This window comes from Nocardia sp. CC201C, from assembly GCF_030010695.1.
In the GTDB taxonomy this organism is placed as follows: domain Bacteria; phylum Actinomycetota; class Actinomycetes; order Mycobacteriales; family Mycobacteriaceae; genus Nocardia; species Nocardia otitidiscaviarum.
The window spans coordinates 1-13,086 of record NZ_JASCXP010000197.1 but is presented as its reverse complement, the minus strand read 5'-3'; the positions used below and the strand labels follow the sequence as shown (position 1 = coordinate 13,086).

The 13,086-nt window shown below is 69.6% G+C and carries 7 protein-coding genes; 6 read left to right on the top strand and 1 reads right to left on the bottom strand.

Annotated features, from left to right (window positions below):
- The first annotated feature begins 155 nt into the window (after window positions 1–155).
- The 5 genes from QK444_RS20460 to QK444_RS20440 all read left to right on the top strand — a co-directional run bounded on the left by QK444_RS20460 (window position 156) and on the right by QK444_RS20440 (window position 8,641).
- Complete coding sequence (locus QK444_RS20460) at window positions 156–3,563, top strand: LuxR C-terminal-related transcriptional regulator (protein WP_282782674.1); 3,408 nt, start codon at window positions 156–158, stop codon at window positions 3,561–3,563.
- 50 nt (window positions 3,564–3,613) lie between these two features.
- A complete protein-coding gene (locus QK444_RS20455) occupies window positions 3,614–4,732 on the top strand; it encodes a hypothetical protein (RefSeq protein ID WP_282782672.1) in 1,119 nt (372 codons plus the stop codon).
- 105 nt (window positions 4,733–4,837) lie between these two features.
- Window positions 4,838–6,202, top strand: a complete 1,365-nt coding sequence (locus QK444_RS20450; RefSeq protein ID WP_282782670.1) for a S1 family peptidase — start codon at window positions 4,838–4,840, stop codon at window positions 6,200–6,202.
- A gap of 112 nt (window positions 6,203–6,314) precedes the next feature.
- Entirely contained in the window at window positions 6,315–7,640 is a 1,326-nt protein-coding gene (locus QK444_RS20445; protein WP_282782668.1) for a S1 family peptidase, read from the top strand.
- 158 nt (window positions 7,641–7,798) lie between these two features.
- Window positions 7,799–8,641 (top strand): NRDE family protein, encoded by an 843-nt coding sequence (locus QK444_RS20440; protein ID WP_282782666.1) that lies wholly within the window; start codon window positions 7,799–7,801, stop codon window positions 8,639–8,641.
- Between the two features lie 366 nt (window positions 8,642–9,007).
- Here QK444_RS20440 and QK444_RS20435 read toward each other — a convergent pair whose 3' ends face one another.
- Window positions 9,008–9,682, bottom strand: a complete 675-nt coding sequence (locus QK444_RS20435; protein ID WP_282782664.1) for a hypothetical protein — start codon at window positions 9,680–9,682, stop codon at window positions 9,008–9,010.
- Between the two features lie 384 nt (window positions 9,683–10,066).
- Here QK444_RS20435 and QK444_RS20430 point away from each other — a divergent pair.
- Window positions 10,067–13,086: (Fe-S)-binding protein (locus tag QK444_RS20430; protein ID WP_282782662.1), on the top strand; the 3,020-nt coding region annotated here is incomplete at its 3' end.

Here is a 13,086-nt window from a genome sequence, read left to right as displayed (position 1 = left end):
CGCAGCCGACGCAGCCGACGCAGCAGCCCGCGCCGCAGCCGCCCTCCGTGCCCATCCTGCCGGGGGTCATCGATCGGGTGGACGACACCGTCGGCTCGGTGCTGGACGCGCCCAAGCAGATCCTCCCCAATACGGGCGGCTAGGGGTTGATCGTCGTGGCCGGAAACATACCCATAGCGCTCGACTCGTTGCCCTACACGCGAGATCTGTTCCGGGAACTGGACTCCGAGGATTCGGTTCCCCTGCTGTACCTGGTCCGGGGCCGCTCGGGCACCGGCAAGTCCACGCTGCTGTCGGCCATTCGCAATCGGCTGCGGACGCGGGGAACCATGCCGACGGACAACCCGCACGACGGCCAGGGCGGCGGATCACCCGCCACCACAACCCATCCCGGTTCGGGCCGGATCGCCCGCACGGCTCTCGTGGTGGACGATGCCCACACACTGTCCGATGCGGCGTTCGAAGCCCTCTGCGCCGCAGCGGAATCCGGACATCGCACGGTGGTCATCGCCACCCGCCCGCGCCCGCACGACGCTCGCCTGCGCGCCCTCACCGATCTGGTGTCTCGGCGCGGACGCGTCGTCGACCTGCGCGCCCTCGCGGTAGCCGAGATCGCGCCGTTCGCACGGGAACTCGGCATGATGGTGCCGCGCGGCATCGCCCAGCACATCCACCGCCAGACCGGCGGCATCCACGGCGGTGTGGTGGCGGCCCTGGCCGCCGCCTGCGCCACCCGCATGGACGCCGGCATGGGCGCGGTCGACAGCGCTGTCACGTCCTGGGCGCGCGCCCGTCTCGACGACGCCGATCCGGAGTTGCTCGACACCCTGGTGGTGGCGGCCATCGGCGCGGGTCTGGACGCCAGTGAGCTGGCCGAGGTGCTGGAGGTGAACCTCGGGGCCGCACAGGATCTGGTGGACCGCGCCCGGGCCAGCGCCCTCATCACCGACGCCGACCTGCTGCTGGCGCCCGCCGTGACCCCGCTGCGCACGCTGGTCGGCGACCGCCGTTTCCTGGGCGTGCAGCGCCGCCTGCTGCGGGCCCGCCTCGACGCCGGGCTGCTGCGCGACCACACCGCGCTGCTGCTGGCCGAATCCGGGGTGCGCGATCCGCGCCTCGCCGAATTCCTCTGCGCCGCAGCGGAAAAAGCTGGCGATGAGGCGACGCGCTACTACGCGGCCGTCGCGGCGGCCGGAGCCGATCCGAACACCATCGCCGTGCGCTGGGCCGATGCCGCCGCACGAGCCGGCGACTGCGACACCGCCCTGCGGCTGGCCGAACCCGCCCTGGCCCGCGACGATATCGCGCCCGCGGAACTGGCCGCCGCCGTGCGCATCTGCGCGGGGGTCTGGACCCGCCGGGGCTTCATTTCCCGCGCCGCCCAGCTCTATACCTGGCTCGGTGCACGCCGCATCGGCGCGGACTGGGCCGTCGGCGCCACGGTGCTCTACCTCGCGGGCGACCCCGCCGTGGCCCGCGCCCTCTCCGCCTCCGCCGACCGCTGGCCCCCCACCGAGGCCACCGCCCGCGCCGCCACCATCGCCACCGCCCTGGCCAAGTCGGTCGAACCCGGCCCACGCGCCCCGCGACCCACGCACGGTTCGCCCGGCACTTCGCGGGCCGGAGTATCCGCGGCGGCCGTTCCCGAGCAGTCGGTACCGCCCGGGGGCACAGCACATTCCGAAGCCGCGCTGGCACCCGAAACCGCGACGCCGCAGGAACCAGTGGCGGGTCACCACCCGGCTCGCAGCTCATCCGCCGCCGAATCCGATTGGGCAGCAGTATATCTCCACGATGATTCGATACGACGGCACACAGATGGCTCGCCGTCCACTGCCACCACGCCCACTGGCAGCACGGCCCCCGGCAGCACGGGCACCGACAGCACGGGCACCGACACCACGACCACCGACACCACGAGCGCCCGCAGTACGACCCGCGCCGCCACGACCGGCGCGGATTCCGTGCGCACGCACGCCACGACCGGCGGCGACGCGATGACCGCACGCCAGGTCTCGAGCGCGAGCTCCATGCCCGCACGCGACGACAGCGCCTTCACGACACCGGAGCGGGACAGGCTCACCGAGACGATCCCGGGCAGCGGCGCGGCACGATCGTTCCTCGACGCCGGAACCACCGCGTCACCCGGACGGGCCGCCGCACCGTCCGAGACCGCCCGGACCGTCGAACCGTTCACGGCCGCACAGTCCAGTGCCGCGCACGCGGTTACCGGGCGGCCGGATGGCACCGGCGGCGAGTCACGGCCGAGAGCCACCGGCGGCGAGTCACGGCCGGGCTTCCCGGAAAGCGGCGCACCCGTGGCACCGGTTCGGCCGACCGGGGCATCCCGGAACACTCGAACCGAACCCGCGGACGCCGCCGGATCGGAGACCGCGGCCCTGGGATTCCCGCAGGTGCACACCGACACGCGGCGTGGGGCGGCAATGGCCGCGGTGTCGGCGCTCATCCACGCGGCGCATTCCGGGCTCGCGCCCTCCGAGGCGGGCGGGGATCGGTTCCTGCCCTGTTCGGCAGTGTCCATTGCCACCCTGCTGTGCCTGAGCATCGGGGAGCCCCGGCGGGCGGCCGATGCCCTGCGCGGCAGCTCGACCGATCCGCAGCGGCGGGTGCTGGCGGCATGGGTGGCCATGCTGGGCGGCGACGAGCGGGCGGCGGCCGAGGCGGTCGACCAGCTCGATATCGCCGCACTGGATCCGCGGGACCGGCTGCTCGCGCACGCGGTGATCGTCGGCCTGGCGCGGCGCGGCGGCGATCACAGCGCGCTCACCCTGGCCTGGCAGGCCGCCGCACCCCTGTTCGACGAGGTGGGCGCCGACCTGCTGACCCTGCTGCCGATCGGCGAACTGTGGCTGGCCGGAATCCGGTTGCGGGACGAGAGCCGGGTATCCGCGCTGGTCGACGACGCTCGGCGGCTGCTGCGCCGCCTCGGCGATCCGCCCGCCTGGGCGAACTCCTTCCACTGGTACGCCATCCAGGCCGCCATCGCGCACGAGCGCCCCGACCGGCTGCTGCCGCACGCGCACCGGTTGAAGGCGGCCGCGGAGGCGGGTGACACCCAGGCCGCCGCCCTGGCCGACGCGGGTCGCACCTGGGTGCTGGTGTTGCGCGGCCAGGTGGAGCGCGTCCCCGTGGAGGCGGCGGTGCGGCGGCTCGCGGGATTGGGTCTCAGTTGGGACGCCGCCCGGCTCGCCAGCGAGGCGGCGCTGACGGCCGACGACTCCGGCACCGCGACGGCCCTGTTGAAGTTGGCCCGGACCGTGCGGGTGCAGTCCCGCCCGCCCGAGCAGCCCATCCGCCCGCTGCCCACCCCGGCCCCGCGCCCCGACCCGGTGCCGGACGCCGTGCTCAGCGAGCGTGAACGGGAGGTGGCCGAACTGGTCCTGCTCGGTCTCACCTACCGTGAGATCGGCGCTCGCCTCTATATTTCGGCCAAGACGGTGGAGCACCATGTGGCGCGGATACGACGTCGAATCGGTGCCGGGTCGCGATCGGAGTTATTGTCAATGCTCCGCGCCATGGGCCACGGGTCCCTACTCGTGTGAGCCTCGGGGCGCGGACGCCAGACCCGCACGCACCGAGTGAGGTAACGAGGATGGCCACTGGGGTGGGCCTGCGGATCGCGGACGACGAATGCGTCGCCGCGATCGTGACCGGGGACGATGCCACCCTCCCGGTGCACTACATCGTCCGCGAGTCGCGCTTGCACATGTCCGACGACGGTGACGCCGAACTGGGCGGCGAGCAGCCGACCGGCCATACGCACTCCATCGGCGGATTCGCCGCCGCCGTCGGCGACCCGGCGGGCATCCCGGTCGATGACGGCGAGGCCTACCGCGCCGAGGATCTGTGGGCCACCGCCGCGTTCTGCCTGATCAATCTGGCCGCCGAATATCTCGAAGGTCCCGCCGAGTTCTACGCGACGCATCCGACCGCATGGCCGGAGGAGAACATCCGCGCCGTCCGCGAGGCGCTGGATTATCTGGGGCTGAAATCGGTGGTGCTGGTCAGCGAGCGCGACCTACCCACGCCCGACTCCGACACCGGCAAGTCCCTCGCCTATCAGGCCGCGCGAGCCGCCCTCGCCGCCGTGCTCTCCACTCCGGCGGGTGTCACCCCACCCGATCCCACGGTCACCGAGAACTACTCCGACGTCACCGAGGTGCTGCCCACCATTCCGGTGCCGGACCCGCCCGCGCAGGCGTACTCGGTCGCCATTCCCGCCGCCACCACCACCGAACCGGCCGTCGAGGCGGAGGCCGAGGAGCCGGCCCCGGAGCCGCCCACCCGCCATCGCGGACCGCTGCTGATCGCCGTCGCGGCGGCCCTGATCGGTTTGCTGCTGGGTGGCCTGGGCGTCGCCGCGGTGTTGCGTCCGGACGAGGAGAAGCCGGGTCCGCCGCGCGGCGAGGTGCGGTCCGAACCCTTCGCCACCGCGGGCGCGGTGCCGCCGGAGCCGACGCCGTCCGAGGAGCTCCCGCTTCCCGCCCCGCCGCCGGTCGTCGAAGTGCCAACGCCGACAACCGAACCCGCCCCGCCGCCGGCGCCGGAACCGCCGCCCACCACCACCGAGACGCCGCCGAGTTCCACCACGACACGCCCGTCGACCACGACCCGGGTGCCGCCGTACATCTACCGGCCGCCGGAGCTGCCCACCCTCCAGATCCCGCCGCCGCCCATTTTCAGCGATCCGTGGTCGCTCGGCGAGAACTGATACAAGTGGCGACCTTCTGTGCGCTATGGCATAAAGTGATGCGCTGACCGGTGTAACCCTCACCACGGGGTGTCGCGGTCTGCTGGTGCACTACGAAGGGACTCCATGCGCAAGTTCTTGGCGCGTCGCGCCGCGGTTCGAGCAGCCACCATCGCTTTCACCTCGACCGTTCTAGTCGGCCCCCTGTTCGCCGCGGCACCCGCGCTCGCCGATGAGGCGGTATCGCCGCAGCTCTCGGCCGATCAGCTGCCTCCGGAACTGACGCAGGCCATTGCGCGTGATCTGGGTATGACGCCCGCCGAGTATCTGGATCGCTCCACGCGCGCCCAGGAATTGCGGGACTACGCACGGGATTTCCGAACCGAGCGGCCCGAGGAATTCGCGGGCGCGTGGCTCGGCCAGGACGGCAAACCCGTCGTGGCGGTCACCTCGGTGGACGCCGCCAAGATCGCCGCCGACGCCGGATATCAGACCCGGTTGGCTCCGGTCAGCGCGGACAATCTGGAATTCGCCATGGGCCAGCTGAATTCGTGGATCGCCGAACTGCCCATGGATCTGTCCTCGGCCATCAATTCGGTGGCCATCGACTTCCTCAACAGCCAGCTGGTGCTGTCGGTCGCCAATACCCCGGTCGGCCATCTGCTGAATCTGCCCACCCTCATCGCGAATATCAAGGTGATGCTCGCCCCGGGCAGCGGCGGCCCGGTGGAACGGCGTCCCATGGGCGGCGACACCTATATCAGCGCCCCGACCTCGCTGGGCGACTCCTCGCTGCAGAGCGTGGACGTGTGCTCCTTCGGCTTCAACGCCACCGACGCGGGCGGCAATGCCCTCAACATCAGTGCCGGACACTGCAATCCGAACTTCGGCAAGGCCGATCAGCAGGCCGATGTGTACCTGCCGAACGTGCGGGACCTGGCGGCCAGCCCGCAGGTCGGCACCTTCGTGAGTTCGCAGCTGGGCGGGCGCAGCTCGCTGGACTACTCGGTCATCAAGCTGAACGACGCGGCCGTGCGCAACGGCATGGACCAGCCGTCGGTGCGCGGCTCGAACGGCACCACGCTCACCATCACCGGGGTGGCGGATCCGATCGTCGGCGCGCCGGTGTGCAAGTCGGGTCAATCCTCCACGTTCACTTGCGGTTTCGTGGTGGCCGACCGGGTGGAGACGCAGCTGTACACCGCCGAGGGCGACTCCAAGATCATTCGCGGTTTCGCCAGCAGCGCGTGCACGCTGGGCGGCGACTCCGGTGGCGCCATCGTCTCCGGCACGCTGGCCCTGGGCATCACCAGTGGTTCGAATGCCGCCGACGCGCCGAACTGCAACGAGGCCAATACGGCGCTGGCGCAGTACGGTGGAACGGCCACCCTGGGCATTCCGATCCGCGCCATTCTGGCTGATATCGACGCCAATTCCGGCGGCGGACTGGGCAGCGGTATCCAGGTGCGCACCCGCCCGAACGTCGGGTGAGGGCGACACGCTGTGATCTTGAAGCCGACACGCCGTTCGTTAGCCTGCGGAATACCGAAACGTCACCCCGAGATAAGTAGGCATAACGGGCTCGACACCATATAGTCGGCTCATGCTCCTGCCACGTATGCGTTTTTCGCCTGCCGCGGGTCGACCGCGCGCCCTCGTCCGTACTGCAGCGATCGCGGCCACTGCGCTGCTGACAGCCGGACCCCTGGCGGCGAGCGCCCATGCGGAACCGGCGCCGAACCTGCCGCAGGAGCTGATCAATGCCGTCCAGCGCGATCTGAAGATCTCCCCGCAGGAGTACCTGGCTCGCGCCGATCTGGCCCAGCAGGTGGCGGCCTTCGCCACCACCGCGCAGCGGCAGTTCCCGCAGGTGTTCGGCGGCGCCTGGCTCAACGAGGCCGGACAGGGCGTCGTGGCGCTGGCGCAGGGCGAGAACTTCGACGCCGCCCGCCAGGCCGCCGCCGACGCGGGCTTCCAGGTGCGCGACGTGGCCAAGAGCGAGGCCGTGCTGCGCGGTGAGAAGAACGCCTTCCAGCGCTGGCTGGAGCAGCAGCCGGAGGCGGTGTCGAAGCTGGTGCGCGGCGTGGCCATCGACACCGTGAACAACAGCATCGCGGTGCGGGCGGACACCTCCGACCTGCCGCTGCCGAGCTTCGTCGATCCGGCGCGCGTCATCGTGATGCCCGCCCCGCCGGTGGCGGGCGAGGAGGCCGACGTGCGCAAGGCCGGGGAGATCGCGGACGCCACGGGCGGACCGCTGGCCGCCGGTGACGGCTACGCGTCGGTGGCGGGCCGCATGTCGCTGCGCTGCTCGCTGGGTTTCAACGGCACCGACAGCGCGGGCCGGACCGTGAACATCACCGCGGGCCACTGCAACCCGAACATCCCGGCCACCGGCGGCGCGAACTCGCCCAGCGCGTACGAGCTGCTGCCCGGCGACGAACCGGGCGTGAAGCTGGGCACCTTCCAGAAGTCGGTGCTGGGCAACCAGGACTACTCCATCCTGTCCATCGATGATCAGGTGCGGGGTCGCTTCGACAACAACCTGGTGCGGGTGCCGGGCAACAACCCGATCGCCGTCACCGGCGTGGCGGTTCCGGTCGTCGGCGCTCCGGTCTGCAAGTCCGGATCGCGCACCGGCTTCAGCTGCGGCGTGGTGAACGCGATCGATCAGGTGGTGCAGGTCGGCGACCGGCAGCTCACGCAGAGCTTCTCCGCCAATATCTGCGCCCTCCCGGGCGACTCCGGCGGTCCGATCGTCACCGGCACCCTGGCGCTGGGCATCTCCTCGGCCTCCTCGGTCGCCGACTACCCGATCTGCGAGATCCCCAACCTGATCGGCCTGCTGACCGGCAACACCCCGCAGCTGTTCGCCCAGCCGGTGAGCGTCGTGCTCTCCGACAACCCGGGGCTGCGCGTCCGCAACTGATCTCGGCAAGCCCGAAAAGGCCGGTAGCTCTTGCGCTACCGGCCTTTCGTGTCTGCGGGGGAGGTGGTGCCCAGTGGCGGCGCAGGGGCGGCGCTCCGGGGTGAATCGGCGTCGTCGGGCGGTAGGCCGGACCCGCCGTCGTGCGGCATGCTGGGGATATGTGTCTGGTGTTGGTCGGGTGGCGAGCGCATCCGGAGTATCGGCTGATCGTGGCCGCGAATCGGGATGAGTTCTACACGCGGGCAACGGAAACGCTGCGCTGGTGGCCGGAGGCTCCGGACCTGCTGGCCGGACGGGACCTCGGAGCCGGAGGTGAGATCCCCGGAACCTGGCTCGGAGTGTCTCCGGCGGGACGGCGGTTCGCGACGGTGACGAATGTGCGGCGCCCCGGCGAGAACCGCACCGACGTCCGTTCCCGCGGCGCGCTGCTGATGGACTACCTGCGCGGCGAGGTCGGTCCGGAGAAGACCGTGCGCGCGGTGGCGGCGGAACCGGACGACTACAACGGCTACAACCTGGTGGTGTCGGATCTGGAGACGCTGTGGTGGCACAGCAATCGCAGCGGGTCCGCGCCCCGGGAGCTCGCCCCGGGCTTCCACGGTATCTCCAACGACGCGGTGGTGGGTTCGGCCGAACCCGATTCCCGCGACATCCGCACCGGTACCGAACGACCCGCGTGGCCCAAGGTCCGCGAGGGCGTCCGGGCGCTGCGGTCGGTGGTCGAGTCCACGCCCGGAGATATCGAGGGGTATCTCCGGGTCCTGGCCGACCGCACCCGCGCCCTCGACACCGAACTCCCCGACACCGGCCTCGGCCGCCGCATGGAGCGCACCGCCTCCGCCCGCTTCATCGCCCACACCGTGCATGGCACCCGGTGCAGCACGGTGCTGCTGGTGCGCGAGGACGGCGGCTTCGAGATGGTCGAACGCAGCTTCGGCAGGTTCGGCCGCGAACGGGACACCCGGAGTTACAGCGGTCGCATCGGTCTCGACCCGAACTAGGCGAAAACCCGAAATCTAGGTAAGGTACCGATTCGCTGGCGCTGTACGCGCCAGAGTCATTTGCACATACGAACTTTCGAGGTACCTCATGCTCTTCATCGCAGGCGATACCGGTGTCGCGGGAATGCTGCTCAAGCTCCTGCAGTCCATGTGCACCATTTCCGCGGGCGGCGCCGCCGGTTCCTGCAACTGGGGCGCCTAGCCTCGACCCGACCACGGGGAGTACCCCTTATGGTGTGCGAATTCCGCAGACCATAAGGGGTTTCGTCTGTCTGAGGGCGACCCACCGCACGGCAGGTGCGTGCTAACGCGTACGGCCCCGTCTCCGCGGGGAGACGGGGCCGTACGCGTATTACGGATGCGGTGTCAGTTGGCCCACTTGGTGGTGCCCGGGGCCGCCTGGAGGGTCTGGATGAGCTCCAGTCCCGCGGCGATCAGGGTCGGCCCACCCACCGCGATGGTGCCGAGAATGCCGCCGATGCCCGCACCCGCGACCAGGCCGGGAACGCACATGGCCGGGATGGTCACGATGCAGCCGATGATGGCCCCGATGGCGGTGCCGACGAAGCCGCCGATGGCGGTGGCCATACCGAACTGGCTCGAGAAGCTGTTCATCGCGCGCTGATCCTCCATCGGCGACGCGATGGGCTGCACGGTGAGCGGCTGGGTGCCGGGCTGGAAGCCGGCCGGGGCCTCCGGAACGACCTCGAGCACCGAGTCCTCGTTCTTGAGCTCCGACTTCACCTCGACCTCGGAACCGGCGATATCGAACGCCAGCGGGAACGAGATGAGGGTGGCGCCCTGGGTGTCCTTGACGTTCACCATCGTCTGCTTGTCCTCGGGTTCCCCACCCTCGACCGCGACCTCGGTGAGCTCGAACGTGCCGTTCTTCAGCGTGGCGACAATGGTCTTGTCGACGAGCTTGACGGAGTAGCTCACATCCTGAGGCGCGGGCGCCTCTTCGGCATGTGCGACGGTGGAACCGACGGTCAATGCGCCGATCGCCAGGGCAGCCGCCGCAATGGTGCCGCGAAACTTCATTCGGTTATCCAATCGATCATCAGGTCTCCGCTGCCGCATCCTCACCGCGAGAGCTCACGCTTCCCTCGTGACACGTTCGCGCGTGGGGCGCGAATGTCAGCGAGAACCTCCCCGAGCAGTGTGAAGATGCGCACAGCACAACGGACAGCGTGAGCTTAGTCCAACAAGTGGTGATATGCGACATTCCTTTCTCGGCGACGGTTGTGAGCTGTGTAAGTTAGCCGACCCTTGGTTGGGTTCCGGATTTGTCGCGATTTACAGTGCGGGAAAGCTCTGGACGAATAAGTTACCGGCGGGTAACTTACCGTTCGTTAAGATACGTGCACACCGGAGTTGGAGCAGGCCAACCCCGCGCAGGCTCGTAGCCCGAAGAAAGGTCGCGACATGAATGCCCTGACAGTGACGCTGGGCGCGATCGGAGCGACGCTCAGTCTTTTGTGTTGGGCGTCGTTCGTCGGCGGTGTGGCAAACATCGCACGCACCGTCATGGTCGGCCAGCCCGCGCCCGATCGCTGGCGGCCGTTCTTCCCGCGTTTCAAGCAGATGCTCGTCGAGTTCCTGGCCCACACGCGGATGAACAAATTCCGCACCGTCGGCTGGGCGCACTGGCTGGTGATGATCGGCTTCCTCGGCGGTTTCATCCTCTTCTTCGAGGCGTACGGACAAACGTTCAACCCCGAATTCCACTGGCCGATCTTCGGCGACTGGGCGGTCTACCACCTGTGGGACGAGATCCTCGGCATCGGCACCGTCGTCGGCATCGTCACGCTGATCGTCATTCGCCAGCTGAACCACCCGCGCATGCCGGAGCGGCTGTCGCGGTTCAGCGGTTCGAAGTTCGGTCCGGCGTACACCATCGAGGCCATCGTCCTGGTCGAGGGCCTGGGCATGATCCTGGTGAAGGCGGGCAAGATCGCGACCTACGGGCACGCGAACCCGGCCACCGACTTCTTCACCATGCGAGTCGCCGAACTGCTCCCCGCGAGCGGGGTCATGATCTCCATCTTCGCGTTCGTGAAGCTGATGTCCGGCAGCCTCTTCCTGCTGCTGGTCGGCCGCAACCTGACGTGGGGTGTGGCGTGGCACCGGTTCGCCGCGTTCCCGAACATCTACTTCAAGCGTGAGGACGACGGCGACGTCGCCCTCGGCGCGGCCAAGCCCATGATGTCCGGCGGCAAGGCCATCGATATGGAGACCGCCGACCCCGACAACGACACCTTCGGCGTCGGCAAGTTCGAGGACTTCTCTTGGAAGGACATCCTCGACGTCACCACCTGCACCGAATGCGGTCGCTGCCAGTCACAGTGCCCGGCCTGGAACACCGGCAAGCCGCTCTCGCCCAAGCTGCTGATCATGTCGCTGCGCGACCACGGCTACGCCAAGGCTCCGTACCTGCTCGCGGGTGGCCGCAAGGATATGGGCGGCGACGAGATCGGCCTGGTCGACGGCGAGGGCAAGCCCGACGAGGCCAAGCTCGCCAAGATCTCCGAGGCCGCGCGCGCCGAGGCCGACCGTCCGCTGGTCGGCGGCGAGGACGTGCACGGCATCATCGACCCCGAGGTGCTGTGGTCGTGCACGACCTGTGGTGCGTGCGTGGAGCAGTGCCCGGTCGATATCGAGCATGTCGACCACATCATCGATATGCGGCGCTACCAGGTGTTGATCGAATCGGAGTTCCCCTCCGAGCTCGCGGGTCTGTTCAAGAACCTGGAGAACAAGGGCAATCCGTGGGGCCAGAACGCCAAGGACCGGCTCAACTGGATCAACGAGATGGACTTCGACATCCCGGTCTTCGGGCAGGACGCCGAGTCCTTCGACGGCTACGAGTACCTGTTCTGGGTCGGCTGCGCGGGCGCCTATGAGGACCGCGCCAAGAAGACCACCAAGGCCGTCGCCGAGCTGCTGGCCACGGCGGGCGTGAAGTTCATGGTGCTGGGCCAGGAGGAGACCTGCACCGGTGACTCGGCGCGCCGCGCGGGCAACGAGTTCCTGTTCCAGCAGCTGGCGATGCAGAACATCGAACTGCTGAACTCGGTGTTCGAGGGTGTCGAGCAGGCCAAGAAGAAGATCGTCGTCACCTGTGCGCACTGCTTCAACGCACTCAACAACGAGTACCCGCAGGTGGGTGGCACCTACGAGGTGGTGCATCACACGCAGTTGCTGAACCGGTTGGTGCGGGGCAAGCAGCTGATCCCGGTGTCGCCGGTGGCGCAGAACGTGACCTATCACGATCCGTGTTATCTGGGGCGGCACAACAAGATCTACAACGCGCCGCGGGAGTTGATGGAGGCGTCGGGGTCGTCGTTGGTGGAGATGCCGCGTCACGGCGAGCGGTCGATGTGCTGTGGTGCCGGTGGTGCGCGGATGTGGATGGAGGAGCAGCTCGGCAAGCGGATCAATATCGATCGCGTGGACGAGGCCCTGGACACGCTGAAGGGCGGCAATGAGCCGTCGATGATCGCGACCGGCTGCCCGTTCTGTCGGGTGATGCTCACCGATGGCGTGACCGCGCGCAAGGACGGTGGCGAGGTCGGTCAGGGTGTCGAGGTGGTGGATGTGGCGCAGTTGATGCTGCAGGCCATCGACCGGGTCGAGCCCGCGACGTTGTCGGAGAATCTGAAGGTGGTGCAGGAGCCCAAGCGGGAGCCGGTCCCCGAGCCGGTCGCCGAGCCCGAACCCGAGCCGGTCACGGCCGAGGCCGCGACGGCTCCTGCCGCGGCCAAGCCCGCCGGTGGTGGGTTGGGCATGAAGGGTGGTGCGAAGGCTCCCGGTGGTAAGGGCCTGGCCATGAAGGGCGGCCTGAAGGCCCCGGGCGCGAAGGCCGCCCCGGCCGAGAGCGCCGCTCCCGCCGAGGCTTCCGAAGCGCCTGCGGCTCCGGCCAAGGGTCTGGCCATGAAGGGTCCGGCCAAGGCACCGGGCAAGGGACTCCAGATGAAGGGCGGACTGAAGGCTCCCGGCGCGAAGGCCGCCCCGGCCGAATCCGCCGAGACCGAATCCGCTCCCGCCACGGAAGCTTCCACCCCGGCCGCCAAGCCGGGCGGGCTCGCCATGAAGGGCGGCCTCAAGGCTCCGGGCGGCAAGGGTCTGGCCATGAAGGGCGCCGCCAAGGCCCCGGGCGCCAAGCCCGCCGCCGAATCCGCCGCGCCCGAACCGGCCGCGGATGCCGAGCCGGTCGCGCCCGCGGGTGGAGAGGTCAAGCCGACCGTCGCCGCCAAGGGCCTGGCCATGAAGTCCGGCCTGAAGCGACCCGGCCCCAAGGCCCCCGGCAAGGCAGCTCCCGCCGCACCGGCTGATTCCGCTTCGGCGGAGCCCGCTCCGGCGGAGTCGGCGGGCGAAGCCGCTGCCGCACCGGCCGAGGCGAAGCCCTCCATCGCGCCCAAGGGTCTGGCCATGAAGTCCGGGCT

Bases quoted from the DNA above. Each gene is read 5' to 3' on its own strand.
- QK444_RS20455 (WP_282782672.1), top strand. From the start codon at position 3,614: ATGGCCACTGGGGTGGGCCTGCGGATCGCGGACGACGAATGCGTCGCC.
- QK444_RS20450 (WP_282782670.1), top strand. From the start codon at position 4,838: ATGCGCAAGTTCTTGGCGCGTCGCGCCGCGGTTCGAGCAGCCACCATC.
- QK444_RS20445 (WP_282782668.1), top strand. From the start codon at position 6,315: ATGCTCCTGCCACGTATGCGTTTTTCGCCTGCCGCGGGTCGACCGCGC.
- QK444_RS20440 (WP_282782666.1), top strand. From the start codon at position 7,799: ATGTGTCTGGTGTTGGTCGGGTGGCGAGCGCATCCGGAGTATCGGCTG.
- QK444_RS20435 (WP_282782664.1), bottom strand. From the start codon at position 9,682: ATGAAGTTTCGCGGCACCATTGCGGCGGCTGCCCTGGCGATCGGCGCA.